This is a genomic window from Amycolatopsis sp. EV170708-02-1 (genome assembly GCF_022479115.1).
Classification (GTDB): domain Bacteria; phylum Actinomycetota; class Actinomycetes; order Mycobacteriales; family Pseudonocardiaceae; genus Amycolatopsis.
Window position 1 is genome coordinate 9,562,254 of sequence record NZ_CP092497.1, and the last position, 19,247, is coordinate 9,581,500.

Below are 19,247 nucleotides of genomic sequence, written 5' to 3' on the forward strand. Positions count from 1 at the left end.
TTTCTTCTCCGGCGGTAACTCAAACGCGCCGGACGCGCTGAGACAAGCCGATCGGACTAATCCGGGAGGGTGGGACGGCGAACCGGCGCTGACCTGCGGGGACGCGGCCGCGTGAGACGTTTCGGAGACGCTCGGGGGCGGTGGTGTTTTCGCTGGGACGAAAAGGGGTGTCCCGCGCGCGGGCGATCGGTGACGCTTCGTGGGCAACACCCGGGGGAGGGACCCATGGCAGGAGGAGAACACGGCCGGGCCTTGGCGGAACTGCTCGAAGGGCTGAAACGGCGTAGCGGGCACAGCTACGAACGGATCGGCGCCAAGGCGCATCTGAGCCGATCGACCGTCCACCGCTACTGCAGCGGTGTCAGCGTGCCGGCCGCGTTCGGCCCGCTGGAACGGATCGCGACGGTCTGCGAGGCCGAGCGTGACGAACTGTCGAAGCTCTTCCGGCTGTGGGAACGCGCGGACGCGGCACGGGGAGAGGTCGCGTCCGCGCCTCCCGCCCCGCGTCCGGTGCCCGAGCCGAGGAGCCGGAACCGGATCGGCTGGTGGCCGTTGCTGGCCTCGCTGGTCATGGTCACCGTGGTCGGGGCGAGCGCGGTGCCCGCGGCGGAACCGGCCGCGCCGGCACTCCACGCCCCGATGTGGACCGAGTTCCCGTCCCCTGTGGACAGTGCGTTCTTCGGGGTGACGGCGAACAGCGAGACCGGGCTGATGCCGACGTTCGGCGTCGGTGCCGTCCGGCTCTGGGATTCGGAAACCCGCTGGCAGAACCTCGAACCGGACCGCGGCAGGCCGGTCTGGTCCACTTTGGACAGGCTGGTCGACGGCGCGAACCGGGCGCGGCTCCCGGTGCTGTACGTCTTCGGCGGCACCCCTGGCTGGGCGGCGCCGGGCGGACCGCCGTCGGCCTACCCGGACGGCTCCCGGGCGGCGCCGCCCGACGACCTCGCGGACTGGGACGCGTTCGTCGGGAAGGTGGTCGAGCGGTATCGCGGCCGGATCGAGTCCTACGAGCTGTGGGATATGGCCAACCACCCCAAGTACTTCACCGGTCCGGTCGAACGGCTGGTGGAGATGGTCCGGCGGGCGAGCCGGATCATCAAGGCGGGTGATCCCGGCGCGATCGTGGTCTGCCCGTCGATGGGGCACCTCACCGATCCCGCGTACCGGCGGGTGCTGGAACGGTTCGGCGAACTCCGCGGCTACGAGAGCTGCGACGCCGCCGCGGTCAAACTGCATCCGGGCAGGATGGCGGACCCGCCGGAGACCATGCTCGCCGTCGCGGACGAGATCCAGCGGAGCTTCCACCGCACCAACGGGCACGCGAACCTGTGGAGCACCGGCCCCGATTTCGACGTCCCGCTGCAGCCGCCGGTCGATCCCGCCGTCGCCGCGGACCACGCCGCCCGCTTCTTCCTGACCGGCCTCTACGCGCGCTTCAAGCGGATGTACTTCTACAACTGGGGAAGCGACCGCGTGCCGATCGTGCTCCAGCCGGCGGGCGGACCGCCGACCCGCGCCGCCGCCCACGTCGAACGGCTCGGCCGCTGGCTCGACGGCGCGAAGATCCGGTCCTGCGGCGAGGGCACGCGCGCGGGGCTGCCGGAGAACCTGTGGCGTTGCCGCTTCACGCGGAACGGCATGGAATTCCGGGTCGCGTGGGCCCCTTCGGGCACCGCGAGGCTGTCCGCGCCGGGCAGCGCGGAACGCCTCGACGGGACACGGCCGGAGATCGAGTCGGGCTCCGTCGAGGTCGACGGCAGCCCGGTGTTGCTCAAGCCTTAACCCTGTTGGCGTGTCGCGAAAGCCACTTTCAGGACATCAGACGTGGGCGGGGTCGGGGTGGGCTGAAAGCTCCCTTCGCCGCGTCTAATGCGACGAAAGGAGCCTTCAGCCCGGCGGCGAGGCTCAAGCCTCAACCCGCGAGGTAGTCCTCGATCGCCTTCGCGATGACGGCGGCGTACTGCTGACGGCCCTCTTCGCTCGCCATCGCCGCGGCTTCGGCGGCGTTGCGCATGTTCCCGCATTCGACGAGCGCGGCGGGGCGGGTCGAGAGATTGAGCCCGCCGAGGTCGGCGCGCGGGGCGAGCCCGTTCGAACCGAGGTACGTCGAGATCGGGAAGCCGCCCGCGCGGAGGCCGTCCCGCAACGCGGTCGCGAGTTTCACCGAGGGCTCACCCTGCTGGGCGTTCAGCGGCGGCGCCGAGTAGGCGACGTGGAAACCGTGCGCTCCGGCGGAATTCGAGCCGTCCGCGTGGATCGACACGACCGCGTCCGCCGCGGCGTCGTTCCCGATCGCGGCGCGCTCGTTGACGCACGGCCCGACGCCGGTGTCGTTCTGCCGGGTGAGGATGACGCGGATTCCCTTGGCCGCCAACGTCTGCGAGATCCGCTGGGAGACGTCCCAGGTGAACGCGTGCTCGGTGTAGCCGGAGTTCGTCGAGGTTCCGGTGGTGTTGCACGGTTTCGTCTTGCCCCGCCCTGCCGGGACCTGCTTGTTGATCTCGCCCGGCTTGCCGGAGTTGCCGCCGTTGTGACCGGGATCCAGCACGACGACCTTGCCGGTCTTCGGCGGCCGCGTGCTCGAAGACGGCGCGCTCGAAGGCGGAGCGCTCGTCGTGGGGCTCGGCTCCGGAAGGGTGGTGAGGACCGTGGTGGTGCCGGGCGGGGGCGGGCTCGACGGCGACGACACGGGGGTGTCCACCCCGCACGCCGTGAACAGCGTCAATCCGATCGCCACCACAAGGCCCATCCGTCGTCGCACGGCGCCCACGGTGCCACACGGGTGACGGCTAGGCTGGTAGGCGGCACGGGATTTTCCAGGAGAGGACCGATCGGATCATGGTGCAACCCGGTGGCGGCTTCGACCTGTCGCAGATCATGCAGCAGGCACAGCAGATGCAGCAGAAGCTGGTCGAGGCCCAGGAAGAGCTGGCCAACACGGAGGTGACCGGTACTTCCGGCGGCGGCCTGGTCACCGCGACCGTGTCCGGCGACAGCCAGCTCAAGTCGCTTTCCATCGACCCCAAGGTGGTCGACCCGGACGACGTCGAGACCCTGTCCGACCTGGTCGTCGCGGCGGTCCGGGACGCGTCGGCCAACGCGCAGAAGCTCACCGAGCAGAAGCTCGGCCCGCTCGCCGGCGGCCTCGGCGGCGGCATGCCGGACCTCGGCGGCTTCCCCGGGCTCGGCGGCTAGCTTGTACGAGGGTGTCGTCCAGGATCTGATCGACGAGCTCGGGCGGTTGCCCGGCGTCGGTCCCAAAAGCGCGCAACGGATCGCCTTCCACCTGCTGGCCGCCGATCCCGCGGATATCGCGCGTTTGCAGGAAGTGCTCGGCAAGGTCAAGGAAGGCGTGCAGTTCTGCGAGGTCTGCGGCAACGTCTCGGAGCAGGAGACCTGCCGGATCTGCCGCGACACCCGCCGCGACCTCACGGTCATCTGCGTGGTCGAGGAGCCGAAGGACGTGCTCGCGGTCGAGCGGACGCGCGAGTTCAAGGGCCGCTACCACGTGCTCGGCGGCGCGCTGGACCCGTTGTCCGGCATCGGGCCCGAGCAGCTGCGCATGCGTGAACTGCTCGCCAGGATCGGCGGCGCGGAGATCAGCGAGATCATCATCGCGACCGACCCGAACACCGAAGGCGAGGCGACCGCGACGTACCTCGTGCGGATGCTGCGCGACTTCCCCGGCCTGACCGTGACGCGGCTGGCGTCGGGGCTGCCGATGGGCGGTGACCTGGAGTTCGCGGACGAGCTGACGCTGGGGCGCGCCCTCTCCGGACGGCGGGCTCTCTGAGAAGTACATGAAGGCCCCTTCCTTGCGCCAGGCGCAAGGAAGGGGGCCTTCATGTACTTGGGCCGCGACACGGTCGTCGGGCTAGCCGGCGCTAGAAGGTCCCGATGCAAGGAACGGCCCGTTCATAGCGTTCAGAAGCGAGCGAGAAGCGTCAGCAGTAACCCAGCCGGGCGAGCGTGTCGACGATGATCTCCGACGGGTGGAACTTGTCGACCCAGGACTCGCCACGGCGGTTCTGGTAGGTGTCGAGGAAGTTCTGCAGCTTGTCCCCACGCATCTCGGTCAGCACGACGGTCTCGCCGAGGTGCTGCGGCGTCTCGGTGCGCTCGCGGTGCACGGCGCACGGCAGGCCGAGGTAGTAGCACTCGGCCGACAGGCCGCCCGAGTCGGTGACGACGTACTCGGCGCGCGCGACCAGCGGCAGGAACTTCAGGTACCGCATCTTCGGCTGGATGATGAAGTTCTTCTCGTCGAACAGGTTCGCCAGCCCCAGCGAGCGGATCTTCTCGCGCTCGGGCGCGCCCGCCATGTAGAGGATCGGCATCTGCTTGCTCTGCTCGCGCAGGATCTCCAGTGCCTCGCGGTACTTGTCCGCGCGCGAGACCAGCTCGAAGCGGTGCAGGGTGGCGAGGCCGAACTTCTCCGGCAGGCCCTCGACGTCGAGCGGACCGTTGATGGCCATCCGCATGGCGTCGATCGCGGTGTTCGCCTCGGTGTCGACGACGACGCCGCGGGCGTTGCGGAGGTTGTTCACCTCACGCGCACTGGGCGCGAAGTGCATGTCGACGATCTTCGCGGCGATCTTCCGGTTCAGCTCCTCCGGCAGCGGCGACATGATGCTGCCCGATCGCGCGCCCGCCTCGACGTGCCCGACCCGCGACTTGAGGATCCGCTTCCCGATGAGCGAGCCGTACGGCGTGGTGAAGGTGTCGCCGTGCACCAGCACCAGCGGCGGACGCCCGTCCTCGACCAGCGCGGCCTTCAGCTCGGCCCGGCGGCTCCACGCGGTCCGCAGCACCTGCGCGGCCCAGCCCGGCACCTGCGCGGGCGACTCCAGGTTGTGCGCCTTCTCCTTCGGCACGAGCCAGACGTCGGGCTCCGGGAGGTTCAGGTCGGCGAGAACGTCCGAGACCTCGTCGACGTGCTGCGCGGTGAACCAGATCTTCGGCCGGACCCCGCGTTCGAGGATGCCGTGGTAGACCGGCGCGATTTTGATCAGTTCCGCCGTGGTGCCGAGAATGAAGGAAATCACCGGAAGAGCCATTCTGTCGGGGTCTGCGGTGCCCGAAGGATACTGGTGGGCCGCGCAAGGTAGCCTCGCCGGGGTGAGTGCGAATTCGCTCCTCCCAGCCCTGTCCGTCGTGATCCCGGTCTACAACGAGCAGGACTGGATCGACCGCAGTGTCGGCGCGCTGATCGCGTCGGCACAGGTGGCGAACTGGCCGGTCGAGGTCGTCGTGGTCGACGACGGCAGCACCGACGGCACCGGCGCCAAGCTCGCCAAGCTGCAGGAGCTGTACGGCATCACCGTCCTCACCCAGCCGAACAGCGGCCGGTTCGAGGCCCGCCGCGCGGGGATCGCGAAGGCGTCGGGGCGGCAGATCCTGCTGCTCGACAGCCGCGTGATCGTGGACTCCGGTTCGCTCACCTTCCTCCGCGACCAGCTCGTCGACCACCCCGAGCGCACGGTGTGGAACGGTCACATCAACGTCGCGTCCGAACACAATCCGTACGCGGGATTCATGGCCGGGCTGGTCAAGATCCCGTGGCGCCGTTATTGCGCGAACCCGAGGTTGATGTCGTTCGGTATCGACGAGTTCGACGTCTTCCCGAAAGGCACCGGATTCTTTTCCGCGCCGAAGGACGTTCTCGAGGATTCGTCCAACGCGTTCGAGTCGCTCTTCGAAGACGTCCGTTTCGCCAGTGACGACACGGGAGTTCTGCGCTGGATCGCGGAACGCCACCGCATCTTCCTCGCCCCGGACTTCTCCGCGACCTACCACGGCCGCGATTCGTTCAAGAAGTTCGTCGGGCAGTCGTATTTCCGTGGCACCACGTTCGTCGATTCGTATCTCGCGTCGCCAGGGCCCGCGCGCAACGGCCTGTTCGCCGCGATGGCCGTCGGCGTGCTCGGCCTCGGCGTCGCCGCGAAGCGCCCGAAAACCGCCGTCGCGCTGGCCGCCGCGGGGTCGACGGCCGCCGGGTTCGCGGTGACGAAGTTCGGCGCGACCAAGGCCGAGGCCAAGGCCGTCGCCCAGCTCACCCCGGTCTTCGCCGCCGGTTTCGGGGCCGGGGCGCTCCGCGGCCTGTTCATGGCGCTGCGGGCCCGGCTGCGTAAATGAGCACCAAGGTGAGCAGCGAAAAACTGGCCAAGGACACCGGGAAATCCGCCGGTCGTATCGGTGTCTACCTGCTGATCGCCATCGCGCTCGGCTACGTCCTCACCGTGGTCTGGGGCCGGACGCTGTCGCCTGCCGACAACGCCGTCCTGTTCTCCTTCTGGGGCATGCTGATGGGGCTGGGCGCCGCCCTGTCCCCGCTCGAACAGGAGATCTCGCGCCAGTCCGCGCACGCCGCGCTCGAAGGCCGCAAGGCGGGCCGTCCCGCGGTGATCGCCTTCGTCACCAGCCTGGTCGCGGTCGCCGTCGCGGCGCTGTTCACGCTGATCCCGGCGGTGACCGGCAAGGTCTACGGCGGCCAGTTCGCGCTCGCCGTGATCGTGCTCGCGGGCGGGCTGTCGTTCGCCTTCCAGTTCGCCGCGCGCGGTCTGCTGATCGGCCAGGACCACGTCCGGTCCTACTCGTGGCTGATCCTGGTCGAGGCCGCGGTGCGGATCCTCGTGGTCGCCGCGCTGGTGGTCGCCGGGCTCACCCAGCTGTACTGGTTCGCCATCGCCGCCGCGACCGGCTCGTTCGCCTGGCTGCTGTTCGCCCGCGGCGCCGCCAAGCTGGTGGACCCGAAGCTCGAAGCCGACGTGCCCGCGAAGCCGGTCGTCACGAACATGCTGATGCTGCTGGCGGGCGCGGGGCTCACCGCCAGCGTCATCACCGGCTACCCGGCGCTGGTCAGCCTGCTCGCGCCCGGCGGTGACAAGGACGCGCTCGGCGTGCTCTTCCTCGCCCTGTTCGTGGCCAGGACGCCGCTGACGCTGATGGCGCCGGTCCAGGCCCTCGCGGTCCCGACCGTGGTGCGCCTGTCCAGCACCGAGGAGGGCAAGCACCGGCTGCGGAAGCTGCTTGCGCTCGGGTCGATGGGGGCATTGGCGCTCGGGGCGCTCGGCGCGCTGATCGGCTGGCTGATCGGCCCGTGGGTGGTGCGCCTGGTCTACGGCGCCAATAACGATCCCGAGGCCTGGTGGATGGCCGGGCTGGTCTGGTCGTCGGTGCTGCTGGCCGCGATGCAGCTGCTCGCCGCCGTCCTCGTCGCGCAGGCCAAGGCCACGAAGGTGCTGATCACCTGGGCCGCCGTGGTCGTCGCGACCGCGCTGGTCCTGTTGTTCTTCCCCGGCGACACGGTCGTGCGCGCCGTGGTCGGGCTCGCCGCCGGACCGACCGTCGGGCTGCTGGTCGTGATGGCGTTCGTGGTGCGCGGCACGCCCGAGCCGGGCAACGCACGACCATCCGAAACGTCTCGATAGTGTGGCCGCGCCATCGCGCGCCGCGAACGGGGTGGCGTTCCTAACGCCGAATAGGGTTGGACAGCGAATTCGATGAACGTTCTTTTGGTCTTGCTGGCGTTCTGGCTGCCGGGGCTCGTCTTCGGCGCCGCGATCAGGCTGCGCGGCTGGACCCTCGCCGCCGCGGCCCCGCTGCTCACCTTCGGCCTCGTCGCCATCGGCATCCCGATCCTCGGCCGCTTCGGCATCCGCTGGACGATGCTGAACGTCGGCCTGTGGGTGCTGCTGCTGTCCGTCGTCGGGTTCGCCCTCTCGTTCCTCGTGCTCCGCTTCACCGCGAAGCGGCACCCGGACTGGGCCGAGGACGAAGACGACGACGAGTCGAAGCGTTCCCTTCGCGATCACCTGCTGATCGGTGCCGGTGTCCTGGTCGGACTCGGCGTCGGCACGGTGACCTTCCTGCGCGGCTCGCATTCACTGGAGAACGTCCAGCAGGGCTGGGACGCCCCGTTCCACGGCAACCTGGTGCGCTGGATCGCCGAACACGGCGACGCGCGCGCGTCGACCGTCGGCACCATCGCGAACCTGCCGAACCAGCACGACTACTTCTACCCGGACACCTACCACGCGCTGCTCGCCCTGGTCTTCGGCAAGGGCGGCCTGACGATGATGCCGACGCTGAACCTGGCGGCGCTCATGGTCGTGCTGACCGTCCCGGTCGGGGTCGCGGCGATGTGCCGCGCCTGGCGGATGCCGGTCCTCGCGACCGCGGCCGCGGCGGCCGTGTCCACCTGGTTCACCGCGTTCCCGTACGACTCGCTGTGGCGCGGCCCGCTGTGGCCGTACGTCGCCGGGGTGGCGCTCGTGCCCGCGATGCTCGCGCTCGCCCGCCTGCTGCTCAAGCCGAACGGCGTCGCCGGACCGCTCGCGATCGGCGTCGGTGTCGCCGGGCTGGCCGGCCTGCACACCAGCCTGATCTTCGTGATCATGGTCTACTTCCTGCTGATCCTGCTCGCGGTGCTGTTCCGCTTCGAGAAGATCGGCTGGCGCCGCAGCGCCGCCTCGCTGGTGGCCACGATCGTGATGGCGGTCGTACTCGGCGTGCCTCAGGTCCTTCCGGCGCTCTACAACGCCGGCGGCGTGACCAGCGCGTTCTGGGCCTCGGAGACCAGCGTGTCCGGCGCGCTCGGGCAGACGATCACGTTCTCGCCGATGGCGTCGTTCCCCCAGTGGTGGATCGGCATCCCGGCGATCATCGGCGTGTTCTTCCTGGTCAAGCACCGGCGGATGCTCTGGATGGTCGGCGCGTACGTCGTGCTCGGCGGCCTGTTCGCCGCGACGATCTCGCTGGAGACCCCGCTCATCCACACCCTGACCGGCGTGTTCTACAACGACCACTGGCGCATCGGCGCGCTCGTGCCGCTGGCCGGCGCCGTCGCGTTCGGCGAGTTCGTGCACACCGCGTCGGGCAAGTTCGCCGAGAAGCTCGGCCGGCGCAAACCGAACCTGAACCCGGTCACCGCGGCCATCGCGGGCGCGCTGGTGGTCGGCCTGGTGGTCACCGTGCTGAGCCGGGGCGGCTACATCGGCCGCAACTCCGCGCGGCTCGCGATGAACTACGGCGAGGGTCCCTCGGTCAGCAAGGGCGAGGAAGAGGCCTACGCCTGGCTCGGGAAGCACGTCGTGCCGGGCGAGCGCGTGATGAACGACAAGGCCGACGGCTCGGTGTGGATGTACGCCCTCGCGGGGGTCCAGCCGGTCGAGTGGACCAACTACGGCGCCGAGTTCACCACCAAGCCCGGCTGGCTCAGCGTGTTCCTCAACGACATCAACCGCGATCCGCGGGTGCGCGAGGCGCTCACCGACCTCAAGGTGCGCTACGTGCTGGTCGGCAAGGGCAAGGTGGCCCCCAACGCGCAGTCCGCGGTGGGTCTCCAGCGGCTCGACATCACTCCGGGTTTCAAACGCGTCTTCCACAACCTCGACGCGTCGGTTTACGAAATCGAAGGTCAGCAAGGTGTGGTCGCCGACGGCGCCCCCGCCGGGTCCGACACCGCTCACGGCCAGTAAGAAGATAGAGTGATCCAGTGTCCAGTACGTCCGTGACCACCCGTCGCGTACTCATCGTGATGCCTGCCTTGAACGAGCAGGCCAGTGTCGGCGCGGTCATTTCCCAGGTCAAGCAGTCCTTGCCCGGCATGGACGTGCTGGTGGTCGACGACGGCTCGTCCGACGACACGGCCAAGCTCGCCCGCGCGGCGGGCGCGGAGGTGGCCCGTCTGGCGGTGAACCTCGGCGTCGGCGGGGCCATGCGCACCGGCTTCCGGTACGCGGCCGCCCGCGGCTACGACGTCGTCGTCCAGGTGGACGCGGACGGTCAGCACGATCCCGACGAGGTCGCCGCCCTGCTGGACGCGCTCGACGACGCCGACATCGCGATCGGCTCGCGGTTCGCGGGCAAGGGTTCGTACAAGGCGAGCGGCCCCCGGAAATACGCGATGGTCGCGCTCTCGGTCGTTTTCTCCCGGCTCGGGAAGACCAAGCTCACCGACGTGACCTCAGGGTTCAAGGCGATGGGCCCGCGCGCGATCAAACTGTTCGCCGCGTACTACCCGGCCGAATACCTCGGCGACACGGTCGAATCGCTGGTGCTGGCGATCCGCGCCGAACTGAAGATCAAGGAAATCCCGGTGATCATGCGGGAACGGGCGGGCGGGACGCCGAGCCATTCACCGGTGAAATCGGCCGTCTACCTCGGCCGCGCCGGACTCGCCCTGCTGCTGGCGCTGGTGCGCCGCCGCCCCGCCGTCGACTCGTCGGATTCGGCGTAGAAGGAGCTGATTATGGACGGCTGGCGCGTTCTCAGCATCGTCGTCGCCTGTCTGGTGCTGTTCGTCGTCCTCGAGATGATGCGGCGGCGGAAACTGCGCGAGAAGTACGCGGGTGTGTGGCTCGTCCTCGCCATCGGCGTGATGGTGCTCGCGCTCGTTCCGCAGGCCGCCGACTTCATGGCGCGGATAACCGGCGTGCAGACGCCGTCGAACTTCGTATTCCTCTTGGCCGGTGTCGTGCTGGCGCTGGTCGCTTTGCATTTGTCGACCGAGGTCGGTCACCTCGAAGAAGAGGTCCGGACCTCCGTCGAGGAGATCGCGCTGCTCCGCTGCGAACTCGCCGACGCCCAGCGTGACCTGGAAGAACGCGTCGCGGCCCTCGAAGCCAAGACCGCGGCTCCCGACAACGTCGACGGGCTCCCCGAAGTGAGCCCCGCACGCGCACGCTGATCGACGCCCTTTTCGCGGCCCCGCCGAGGTTGGGAGCCGTCCGCGTGCTCGCCGTCGACGGTCCTTCCGGCTCCGGGAAGTCCACGCTGGCCGGGAAGATCGTGGCCGAACTGGCCGGTCGCGGTGCCCGGGTGGCGCTGGTGAGCACCGACGAGTTCGCCACCTGGGACGAACCCGTTTCGTGGTGGCCGCGGCTGGAGACCGGCGTGCTGGAACCGCTGCGCGCGGGCAGGCCAGGGCGCTATCGGCGAGTGGACTGGTCCAGTGGCGGCCCGCTGCCTGGTGCAGAGGTCGAGATCCCCGTCCCCGAGGTCCTGGTGCTGGAAGGCGTTTCCAGTGGCCGCGCGCGGATGCGGCCCTCGTTGTCCCTGCTGACCTGGCTCGACGGCGGCAGCGAGGCCGAACGTCTCGACCGCGCCGCCGAGCGGGACGGCGAAGGGTCCCGGGCGGACCTGCGGCGCTGGCAGCTGTTCGAACGAGGGTGGTTCGCCGTCGATGGGACCCGGGCGGCGGCGGATCGTGTGGTCCCGTCTCGTGAGTGGTAAGGACGGTTAGAACCGTCGTTACCACTCACGAGACGGGACCGAGACGGCCGCTTCGCGTGATCGGCTGGACGGCACACGTGATCCGATGGACGACACACGTGACCGGGTGGACGACACACTCGCGAGCGGCGCCGGCCGCGAGCCGTCCGACCAGGCACGCTTGGCGTCCATCGGATCACGCGAGCCGTCCGCCGGAGCACGCTTGGCGTCCATCGGATCACGCTGGACCCGGCCCCGTATCGGTTCCCCGGGACTTTCGGCTTAGCACTCACGAGAGCGGTCCCGATACCCGCGAATGTCCTGTTTTGTCAGTGACCCATTGGTTGTAGTGGTGGACACCCATTTGAGTCAGTGACCCGGCACTCTGCGCGTTAGTGGTCCGGAATTGATTACACTCCGTCCGGAATTGCGGACACTTTGCGGTCGTATTGGCCGTCGTGTAGCGCGATCGTAACCTCGCGTGCTTAAGTGCGGGCTGAGTTCCCGCTAGTGTCGGCGGGCACACCGATCGTCCGTGGAGTTCGAGTTTCCGACCGACCGGACGGTGCCTAAACACCGAAAATCTCCTCAAGGGGTGCCAGATGCAGCAACTGCGGGTGACCCGAGCACGCCGTGTGGCCCTGATCGGGCTTGCCGGCGCACTCGCGGTCTCCATTTCCGCCTGTGCCGAATCGAAGCGTGAAGAAGGCGCAGGGGGTGGCTCGGGAGGCACCATGGTCTTCGGCGCCGCCGGTAACCCGAAGACGTTCGACCCGCTCTTCAACGACGACGGTGAGACCTTCCGCATCATCCGCCAGATGATGGACACCCTGATCATGAACAAGCCGGGGACCGCGGACCTCGAGCCCGGCCTGGCGGAGAAGTGGGAAGGCAGCAACGAAGGCAAGACCTGGACCTTCACCCTGAAGAAGGGCGTGAAGTTCCACGACGGCACCCCGTTCAACGCCGAAGCGGTCTGCTTCAACTTCAACCGCATGTTCAACATGAAGGGCGCCGCCGCCCAGAGCCAGATGATCTACTACGGCGACGTCTTCGAGGGCTTCGCCAAGAACGAGGGTGACGCCTCCGGCGCCCCGGTGTTCAAGGACTGCCAGGCCAAGGACGAGTCGACCGCCGTCCTGAACCTGAACAAGGCCAAGGGCGCCTTCCCGGCGGCCTTCACGCTGCCGTCGTTCTCGATCCAGAGCCCGGACGCGCTGAAGAAGTACAACGCCGACGCCGTCACCCAGAGCGGTGACTCGTTCTCCTACCCGGAGTACGCGCTGAAGCACCCGACCGGCACCGGCCCGTTCAAGTTCGAGAGCTGGGACCAGGCCAAGGGTGAGATCACGCTGGTCAAGGCCACCGACTCGCCGACCCAGACGGCCAAGCTCGACAAGCTGGTCTTCAAGGTCATCCCGGACGAGAACGCCCGTAAGCAGGCGCTCAAGGCCGGCGACATCCAGGGCTACGACTACCCGTCGCCCGCGGACTACGGCCTGCTGCGCAACGACGGCGAGCAGGTGCTCATCCGCCCGTCGTTCAACATCCTGTACCTGGGCATCAACCAGAAGAACAACCCGAAGCTGAAGGACCTCAAGGTCCGCCAGGCGCTGGCCTACGGTCTCAACCGCGACCAGTTCGTCAAGTCGAAGCTCCCCGAGGGCGCCGAGACCGCGTCGCAGTTCGTGCCGAAGGCGATCGACGGCTACAACGAGAACGTCACCAAGTACGACTACAACCTTCAGAAGGCGAAAGACCTGCTGAAGGAAGCCGGCGCCGAGGGCATGACCCTGAAGTTCTATTACCCGACCGAGGTCACCCGGCCGTACATGCCGAACCCGGCCGACATCTTCACCTCGCTGTCCGAGGACATGAAGGCCATGGGCATCAAGGTCGAGCCGATCGCCAAGCCGTGGAACGGTGGCTACAAGGACGACGTCCAGAAGGCGGGCAAGCACGACGTGCACCTGCTCGGCTGGACCGGTGACTACAACGACGCCGGTAACTTCGTCGGCACCTTCTTCGGTCGCGAGAAGCCGGAATTCGGCTTCACCAACGCGGAGCTCTTCTCGGCCATTTCCGCCGCGGACGCCGCGCCCGCCGGTGAGGCGCACACCAAGGCGTACCAGGAAGTGAACCAGAAGATCATGGAGTACCTGCCCGCCATCCCGATCTCCTACGGCCCCCCGGCGATCGTCGTCGGCCCGAAGGTGAAGGGTCTGGTGGCCAGCCCGCTGACCGACGAGCGCTTCTACACCGTCACGGTCAACTGATCTACCACCACTAAGCCACCAGGGGGTGGGCGCTACCGCGCCCGCCCCCTGTGGCCCATTCCCGGGCTGGCAACAAAGGAACGCACGTGCTCCGTTTTCTCGTGCGTCGGCTGCTACAAGCGATACCGACGCTCTTGATCCTGTCCATTTTGATCTTCGCCTGGCTCCGGTCCCTGCCCGGTGGCCCCGCCGGCGCCCTCCTGGGTGACAAGGCGACCCCGGAGAAGATCGCCGACCTGAACAAGCTTCTCGGCCTCGACGATCCGATCTTCGTCCAATACTTCAAGTTCCTCGGCCGGGCGATCACCGGCGACTTCGGCAACTCGCTGGTCTCCGCCCAGCCGGTCATGTCGGAGATCGGGAACTTCCTCCCCGCCACGATCGAGCTCGGTTTCTGCGCGATGCTCATCGCGGTGGGCCTCGGCATCCCGTTCGGTTACCTGTCCGCGCGGTTCCGCGGCGGTGCCGTCGACAACGTCATCATCGTGCTGAGCCTGGTCGGCGTCGCCGTGCCGGTGTTCTTCCTCGGCTACATGATGCAGGACGCGCTGGCCGCTCCGCTGGGACTTCCGTCGCAGGGCCGTCAGATGGCGGGCCTCGACGCCACCACCGTCACCGGTTTCGCGGTCTTCGACGGCATCATCACCCAGGAATGGGACGCCGCCTGGGACGCGATCACCCACCTGATCCTTCCCGCGTTCGCGCTCGCCACCATCCCGCTCGCGGTGATCGTCCGGATCACCCGCGCGTCGGTGCTGGACGTGCTGAACGAGGACTTCATCCGCACCGCCAACTCGAAGGGCCTGACCCAGCCGATCGTCCGGCGCCGTCACGTGCTCCGCAACGGGCTCCTGCCGGTGGTCACCGTCATCGGCCTGCAGACCGGCGCACTGCTCGGTGGCGCCGTGCTGACCGAGCGGGTGTTCAACTTCCGCGGCCTGGGCTTCCTGCTCGCCGAGGGCATCGAACGGCGTGACTACCCGCGTCTGCAAGCGCTGCTGCTGTTCGGCGCGCTGGTCTACGTGCTGGTGAACACGCTGGTCGACATCTCGTACGGGCTCATCGACCCGAGGGTGCGTGTCCGATGAACACATTGCTGAACAAGAAGAAGGAACCGATCGACAAGCTCGCCGCGACGTCGGCGAAGGGGCACAGCCTCGGTGGCGAGGCGGTCCGCCGCATGCTGCGGAGCCCGGTGGCGATCACCGGTGGCGTGATCACCCTGCTGTTCCTGCTGCTGGCGATCCTGGCGCCGTTCATCGCGCCGAAGGACCCGTACGAGCGGTACCTGCAGAGCGAGGTCATCCTCGGCCAGGGCATCATCCCCGGCGCGCAGGCCGGTTTCCCGCTCGGTGTCGACGACTTCGGTCGCGACTATCTTTCGCGGCTGCTGGTCGGCGCGCAGAACACGCTGCTGGTCGGTGTGCTCGCGACGATCATCGGCGTCGTGGTCGGCATGATCATCGGCGGCCTCGCCGGTGCCTTCGGCGGCTGGGTCGACACGGTGCTGATGCGCCTCGTCGACGTCATGCTGTCCGTGCCGTCGCTGCTGCTGGCGATCTCGGTCGCCGCGCTGTTCCAGAAGCCGAGCCAGTGGACCGTGATCGTGGCCGTGTCGATGGTCGGCGTGCCGATCTTCGCGCGGTTGCTGCGCGGTTCGATGCTCGCGCAGAGAAACAGCGACCACGTGCTCGCGGCGACGTCGCTCGGCGTCAAACGCGGGGCGATCGTGTTGCGGCACATGCTGCCCAACTCGCTCGGCCCGGTCATCGTGCAGGCGACGCTGACGCTGGCCACCGCGATCCTCGAGGCGGCGGCGCTGTCGTTCCTCGGTCTCGGCGACCCGGACCCGAACCGGGCGGAATGGGGCATCATGCTGAGCCGCAGCGCTCGGCAGTTCCTCGACATCCGCCCCGAGCTGGCGTACTACCCGGCCATCGCGATCATCATCGTCGCGCTCGGGTTCACGCTGCTCGGCGAGTCCCTGCGGGAAGCCCTCGATCCGAAGAACAGGCGGTGATTTTCTGATGGCACTCCTCGAAGTACGCGACCTCAAGGTCGTTTTCTCCCGGCGCGGCGAGAAGCCGTTCACCGCGGTGGACGAGGTCAGTTTCGACGTCGAACCCGGCCAGACGGTCGGTCTCGTCGGTGAGTCCGGTTGCGGCAAATCCGTGACCTCGCTGGCGATCATGCGGCTGCTCGCGAAGCGCGGCAACCAGGTCAGCGGTTCGGTTTCGTTCGAAGGCACGGATCTGCTTCGCCTGTCGGATAGGGAAATGCGGGACCGCCGTGGCCGTGACCTCGGCATGGTGTTCCAGGATCCGCTGTCCTCGCTGAACCCGGTCATCCCGATCGGGCTGCAGATCACCGAGGTGCTGGAGCGGCATCGTGGGATGTCGCGCAAGGCGGCGTCGGTGGAGGCGGCGGAACTGCTGGACAAGGTCGGCATCCCCGACCCGGCGCGGCGGCTTTCCGAGTACCCGCACCAGCTTTCCGGCGGGATGCGGCAGCGTGCGCTGATCGCGATCGCGCTGGCGTGCCGTCCCCGGCTGCTCATCGCCGACGAACCGACCACCGCGCTCGACGTGACGATCCAGGCGCAGATCCTCGCGCTGCTGCGGGAACTGGTGCAGGACACCGGGACCGCGCTGATCATGATCACGCACGACCTCGGTGTCGTCGCCGGTCTCTGCGACCAGGTCAACGTGCTCTACGGCGGCAAGATCGTCGAGCGCGCCGAGCGGCACGCGTTGTTCGCCGAGCCGCGGCATCCCTACACGCACGGCCTGCTCGCCTCGATCCCGCGTCTCGACGCGGGCCGCGGCGAGAAACTGATCCCCATCAAGGGATCCGTCGCCGACAACATCCCGTGGGACGGCGGCTGCGCGTTCGCGCCCCGCTGCCCGAACGCTCTCGGCGTGTGCCGGGAGGTTTCACCGCAGCTGACCCCGGATCGCAACGGGCTGCTGCGCTGCCACAACCCGGTGATCCCGGCCGTGGCCGCACGAGGAGGGGCCCGATGACCCACACGGTACCGCCGCAGGACGTGCTACTGGAGGTCGACGACCTCAAGGTGCACTTCCCGATCAAACGCGGCATCGTGGTCGACCGCACGGTCGGGCACGTGTTCGCCGTCGACGGCGTCGATCTGGCCATCCGCCGTGGTGAGACCTACGGCCTGGTCGGGGAATCCGGCTGCGGTAAGTCCACTTTGGGCAGGGCGATCCTCCGGCTGACCGAGCTGACCGACGGCAAGGTCGTCTTCGACGGCACCGACGTCGCCGGGCTCAAGGGCGAGGAACTGCGCAAGGCCCGCCGCCGGATGCAGATGGTGTTCCAGGACCCGATGTCCTCTTTGGACCCTCGGCAGTCGGTGGAATCCATTCTGACCGAAGGGATGAAGGCGCACGGCCTCGCCGACGACAAGGAGACGACGGCCAAGCGGCTGCGCGAACTCCTTGCCGCCGTCGGTCTTCCGGAGTCCTCGCTGCGGAAGTACCCGCACGAGTTCTCGGGCGGTCAGCGTCAGCGCATCGGCATCGCGCGGGCACTGGCGGTGGAGCCGGACCTGATCGTCGCCGACGAACCGGTGTCCGCGCTGGACGTCTCGGTGCAGGCTCAGGTGGTCAACCTCCTGGAGGATCTGCAGGAGAAGCTCGGGCTGACGTACCTGGTGATCGCGCACGACCTCGCGGTGGTGCGCCACATCTCCGACCGCATCGGCGTGATGTACCTCGGCTCGCTGGTCGAAGAGGCCGACGCCGACACGCTGTACGAGGACCCCCTGCACCCGTACACGCGGGCGCTGCTCTCGGCGATCCCCGTGCCGGACCCGACGGTGGAGGACAGCCGCGAGCAGATCCTGCTCGCCGGTGACCTGCCCTCGCCGGCGCGGCCGCCGTCCGGCTGCCGGTTCCACACGCGGTGCCCGTGGAAGCAGCAGAGCCTGTGCGACACCGACCGCCCGCAGCTGCGGGAGATCGGCGCCGGGCACCGGGTCGCGTGCCACTACGCGGAGGACATCCGCGACGGGCGGATCAAACCGCACGAGGTCAAGGCGGAACTCGTCGAGGCCGGGGAGCTGAACCCCGACGTCGGCGGACTGCCGGACGTCGGCTCGGCGGCGGAAATCCTCTAGTTCGTTCCGAACGCGCGTGAAGGCCCCCTTCCCTCGGCTCAGCCGAGGGAAGGGGGCCTTCACGCGCTTCGGCCGCATTTAGAGGAGGAAATGCGGAGGTCGTGAGTGGTAAAGACGGTTAGAACGATCATTGCCACTCACGACCTCGGTGCAAAGCGCTCAAATCGGGCATCGAACGAGTCCTGGTGTCCCTTGTGGACGGTTTAGGCGTGCCCGGCCGTGTTGCGAAAGCCACTTTCGCAACACTCAAGGTTGCGAAAGTGGCTTTCGCAACACGCGGCGCATCGGCGAGCGGACCCCGCCTGCCGCATTTAGAGGACGAAATGCGGCAGGCGCGGAAGGCCGGTTTCGGGCAGACTCGGTGTCATGCGGGTCACAGTGCTGGGTGCGACGGGGCGGACGGGGATCCATGTGGTCCGGCTCCTGCGGGGGCGGGGACATCAGGTGCGGGCGGGCCTGCGCAGCCGCCGCCGCGCCGAGCAGGTCGCCGGGCTCGGCGCCGAAACCGTGGTCGCGGACGTGACGGCCGACGCGGAAGACCTCGTCGAGGCGCTCGCAGGTTCCGAAGTGGTGATCAGCGCGATCGGCGCGCCCGATCCGGACCAGGCCTCGGTCGACCTGGTCGACCGTGACGGCGTGATCACCGCCATCCGCGCGGCGGAGAAGGCGGGGGTCTCGCGATTCGTGCAGCTTTCCGCGCAGTTCGCGGATTCGCCGGATCAGGGCGATCGCCTGGTGCGGTCGATCCTGATGGCGAAGCAGATCTCCGACAGCGTCCTGCGCCGTTCGAGCCTGAACTGGACGATCGTCCGGCCCGGCACGCTCACCGACGACCAGCCCACCGGCCACGTCAAGATCGCCGGTCACCTCGAACCGGGCCGCGTCTCCCGCGCGGACGTCGCCGCCGTCCTGGTCGCCACGCTGGAAGAACCGCTCGCCGAGAATCAGGGTTTCGACGTCATCGGTGGCGAGATCCCTATTCCGTCGGCGCTGGCGTCGTTGGGTTGAGCGCCTTCTTCCGCTCCCGCGCGGCCCGCAGGTTCGCGACGTTCCCGCAGGTGCGCACGTCGTGCCAGACGCCGCTGTTGTTGCGCGAGACGTCGTAGAAGGCCGAACGGCAGCCGTCGAGACGGCACAGTTTCAGCCGCGGCCAGATCCCCGCCTGCTGCGCGAGCAGCGTCTCCGTCCACAGCGCCGAAACGAGCCACTGCCGTCCGGTGCCGGAGGGGAACAGCCGGACGACGCCGTCGCGCAGGGCCAAATCCGCCTTGATCGGCTTGCCGAGGTCCGTGGCGTCGCCGTCCACGAGCGAAACGAACGACGCGCGAAGGTCGCGAAGCGCGCGAAGGTCGCCTGGCCCGAGTGTGATCTCGGGCGCTTCGGAGTCCCGGGCTCGTGACCATTCCGTCAGCGCCTCGGCGGCCCAAGGCCGCGCCAGGTCGGCGTCGCTCAGCAGGTCGAGGCCGTACGTCTGGATCGCCTTGGTGTTGAGGAAGTCCTGAACGAGCGCCAGCCCCGAGGGGGCGGTGCGTAACCGGTACCGGTCCGTCGCGGTCCATGACATAGGTCAAGCGTACTTGACTCTGTCGTCCCGCGTCGCCATGCTGGCGACAGAG

At 68.5% G+C, this 19,247-nt stretch carries 18 protein-coding genes; 15 read left to right on the forward strand and 3 right to left on the reverse strand.

Annotated features, from left to right (window positions below):
- Window positions 1-225 precede the first annotated feature (225 nt).
- Window positions 226-1,785 (forward strand): helix-turn-helix domain-containing protein, encoded by a 1,560-nt coding sequence (locus MJQ72_RS44060; protein WP_240596852.1) that lies wholly within the window; start codon window positions 226-228, stop codon window positions 1,783-1,785.
- 130 nt (window positions 1,786-1,915) lie between these two features.
- Here the strand turns inward: MJQ72_RS44060 and MJQ72_RS44065 are convergent, their stop codons facing one another.
- Window positions 1,916-2,752: an N-acetylmuramoyl-L-alanine amidase gene (locus MJQ72_RS44065; RefSeq protein ID WP_240601591.1), complete on the reverse strand. Its 837-nt coding sequence runs from the start codon at window positions 2,750-2,752 to the stop codon at window positions 1,916-1,918.
- Window positions 2,753-2,841: 89 nt separating this feature from the next.
- Between MJQ72_RS44065 and MJQ72_RS44070 the strand changes: the two genes are divergently transcribed.
- Both MJQ72_RS44070 and recR read left to right on the forward strand, forming a co-directional pair.
- Window positions 2,842-3,198: a YbaB/EbfC family nucleoid-associated protein gene (locus tag MJQ72_RS44070; RefSeq protein WP_007035126.1), complete on the forward strand. Its 357-nt coding sequence runs from the start codon at window positions 2,842-2,844 to the stop codon at window positions 3,196-3,198.
- A gap of 1 nt (window position 3,199) precedes the next feature.
- Window positions 3,200-3,796 (forward strand): recombination mediator RecR, encoded by a 597-nt coding sequence (recR, locus tag MJQ72_RS44075; protein WP_005166260.1) that lies wholly within the window; start codon window positions 3,200-3,202, stop codon window positions 3,794-3,796.
- A gap of 151 nt (window positions 3,797-3,947) precedes the next feature.
- Here recR and MJQ72_RS44080 read toward each other — a convergent pair whose 3' ends face one another.
- A complete protein-coding gene (locus MJQ72_RS44080) occupies window positions 3,948-5,060 on the reverse strand; it encodes a UDP-N-acetylglucosamine 2-epimerase (RefSeq protein ID WP_039924333.1) in 1,113 nt (370 codons plus the stop codon).
- 61 nt (window positions 5,061-5,121) lie between these two features.
- Between MJQ72_RS44080 and MJQ72_RS44085 the strand changes: the two genes are divergently transcribed.
- From MJQ72_RS44085 to MJQ72_RS44140, 12 genes are all read left to right on the forward strand, one after another.
- The gene (locus MJQ72_RS44085; RefSeq protein WP_240596853.1) at window positions 5,122-6,138 is read left to right on the forward strand and encodes a glycosyltransferase family 2 protein; all 1,017 of its coding nucleotides are present in this window, start codon (window positions 5,122-5,124) and stop codon (window positions 6,136-6,138) included.
- Complete coding sequence (locus MJQ72_RS44090) at window positions 6,135-7,433, forward strand: hypothetical protein (protein ID WP_240596854.1); 1,299 nt, start codon at window positions 6,135-6,137, stop codon at window positions 7,431-7,433. Before MJQ72_RS44085 ends, MJQ72_RS44090 begins: the two co-directional genes overlap by 4 nt.
- A 72-nt stretch (window positions 7,434-7,505) precedes the next feature.
- Complete coding sequence (locus MJQ72_RS44095) at window positions 7,506-9,482, forward strand: DUF6541 family protein (RefSeq protein ID WP_240596855.1); 1,977 nt, start codon at window positions 7,506-7,508, stop codon at window positions 9,480-9,482.
- 59 nt (window positions 9,483-9,541) lie between these two features.
- Window positions 9,542-10,243: a glycosyltransferase family 2 protein gene (locus MJQ72_RS44100; RefSeq protein ID WP_240601592.1), complete on the forward strand. Its 702-nt coding sequence runs from the start codon at window positions 9,542-9,544 to the stop codon at window positions 10,241-10,243.
- Between the two features lie 12 nt (window positions 10,244-10,255).
- Window positions 10,256-10,693: a DUF2304 domain-containing protein gene (locus tag MJQ72_RS44105; protein ID WP_240596856.1), complete on the forward strand. Its 438-nt coding sequence runs from the start codon at window positions 10,256-10,258 to the stop codon at window positions 10,691-10,693.
- Window positions 10,690-11,238, forward strand: coding sequence for a uridine kinase (locus tag MJQ72_RS44110; protein WP_240601593.1), 549 nt, complete (start codon window positions 10,690-10,692; stop codon window positions 11,236-11,238). The genes MJQ72_RS44105 and MJQ72_RS44110 overlap by 4 nt, the downstream gene beginning before the upstream one ends.
- Before the next feature lie 713 nt (window positions 11,239-11,951).
- Window positions 11,952-13,493, forward strand: coding sequence for an ABC transporter substrate-binding protein (locus MJQ72_RS44115; protein WP_240601594.1), 1,542 nt, complete (start codon window positions 11,952-11,954; stop codon window positions 13,491-13,493).
- 86 nt (window positions 13,494-13,579) lie between these two features.
- Entirely contained in the window at window positions 13,580-14,581 is a 1,002-nt protein-coding gene (locus tag MJQ72_RS44120; RefSeq protein ID WP_240596857.1) for an ABC transporter permease, read from the forward strand.
- Window positions 14,578-15,513 carry an ABC transporter permease gene (locus MJQ72_RS44125; RefSeq protein ID WP_073845730.1) on the forward strand — a complete coding sequence of 312 codons (936 nt, stop codon included), beginning with the start codon at window positions 14,578-14,580 and terminating at the stop codon, window positions 15,511-15,513. Before MJQ72_RS44120 ends, MJQ72_RS44125 begins: the two co-directional genes overlap by 4 nt.
- A gap of 7 nt (window positions 15,514-15,520) precedes the next feature.
- A complete protein-coding gene (locus tag MJQ72_RS44130) occupies window positions 15,521-16,516 on the forward strand; it encodes an ABC transporter ATP-binding protein (protein WP_240596858.1) in 996 nt (331 codons plus the stop codon).
- Entirely contained in the window at window positions 16,513-17,631 is a 1,119-nt protein-coding gene (locus MJQ72_RS44135) for an ABC transporter ATP-binding protein (protein WP_240596859.1), read from the forward strand. The genes MJQ72_RS44130 and MJQ72_RS44135 overlap by 4 nt, the downstream gene beginning before the upstream one ends.
- 366 nt (window positions 17,632-17,997) lie before the next feature.
- Window positions 17,998-18,639: an SDR family oxidoreductase gene (locus tag MJQ72_RS44140; RefSeq protein ID WP_240596860.1), complete on the forward strand. Its 642-nt coding sequence runs from the start codon at window positions 17,998-18,000 to the stop codon at window positions 18,637-18,639.
- Here MJQ72_RS44140 and MJQ72_RS44145 read toward each other — a convergent pair.
- The gene (locus tag MJQ72_RS44145; RefSeq protein ID WP_240596861.1) at window positions 18,608-19,195 is read right to left on the reverse strand and encodes a CGNR zinc finger domain-containing protein; all 588 of its coding nucleotides are present in this window, start codon (window positions 19,193-19,195) and stop codon (window positions 18,608-18,610) included. The two genes, MJQ72_RS44140 and MJQ72_RS44145, sit on opposite strands and share 32 nt — an antisense overlap.
- Window positions 19,196-19,247 lie beyond the last annotated feature (52 nt).

What these genes read in the sequence shown, in the direction of transcription:
- MJQ72_RS44060 (WP_240596852.1), top strand. Translation starts at nt 226, where the DNA reads ATGGCAGGAGGAGAACACGGCCGGGCCTTGGCGGAACTGCTCGAAGGG.
- MJQ72_RS44065 (WP_240601591.1), bottom strand. Translation starts at nt 2,752, where the DNA reads ATGGGCCTTGTGGTGGCGATCGGATTGACGCTGTTCACGGCGTGCGGG.
- MJQ72_RS44070 (WP_007035126.1), top strand. Translation starts at nt 2,842, where the DNA reads ATGGTGCAACCCGGTGGCGGCTTCGACCTGTCGCAGATCATGCAGCAG.
- MJQ72_RS44080 (WP_039924333.1), bottom strand. Translation starts at nt 5,060, where the DNA reads ATGGCTCTTCCGGTGATTTCCTTCATTCTCGGCACCACGGCGGAACTG.
- MJQ72_RS44090 (WP_240596854.1), top strand. Translation starts at nt 6,135, where the DNA reads ATGAGCACCAAGGTGAGCAGCGAAAAACTGGCCAAGGACACCGGGAAA.
- MJQ72_RS44095 (WP_240596855.1), top strand. Translation starts at nt 7,506, where the DNA reads ATGAACGTTCTTTTGGTCTTGCTGGCGTTCTGGCTGCCGGGGCTCGTC.
- MJQ72_RS44100 (WP_240601592.1), top strand. Translation starts at nt 9,542, where the DNA reads ATGCCTGCCTTGAACGAGCAGGCCAGTGTCGGCGCGGTCATTTCCCAG.
- MJQ72_RS44105 (WP_240596856.1), top strand. Translation starts at nt 10,256, where the DNA reads ATGGACGGCTGGCGCGTTCTCAGCATCGTCGTCGCCTGTCTGGTGCTG.
- MJQ72_RS44115 (WP_240601594.1), top strand. Translation starts at nt 11,952, where the DNA reads ATGGTCTTCGGCGCCGCCGGTAACCCGAAGACGTTCGACCCGCTCTTC.
- MJQ72_RS44125 (WP_073845730.1), top strand. Translation starts at nt 14,578, where the DNA reads ATGAACACATTGCTGAACAAGAAGAAGGAACCGATCGACAAGCTCGCC.
- MJQ72_RS44130 (WP_240596858.1), top strand. Translation starts at nt 15,521, where the DNA reads ATGGCACTCCTCGAAGTACGCGACCTCAAGGTCGTTTTCTCCCGGCGC.
- MJQ72_RS44135 (WP_240596859.1), top strand. Translation starts at nt 16,513, where the DNA reads ATGACCCACACGGTACCGCCGCAGGACGTGCTACTGGAGGTCGACGAC.
- MJQ72_RS44140 (WP_240596860.1), top strand. Translation starts at nt 17,998, where the DNA reads ATGCGGGTCACAGTGCTGGGTGCGACGGGGCGGACGGGGATCCATGTG.
- MJQ72_RS44145 (WP_240596861.1), bottom strand. Translation starts at nt 19,195, where the DNA reads ATGTCATGGACCGCGACGGACCGGTACCGGTTACGCACCGCCCCCTCG.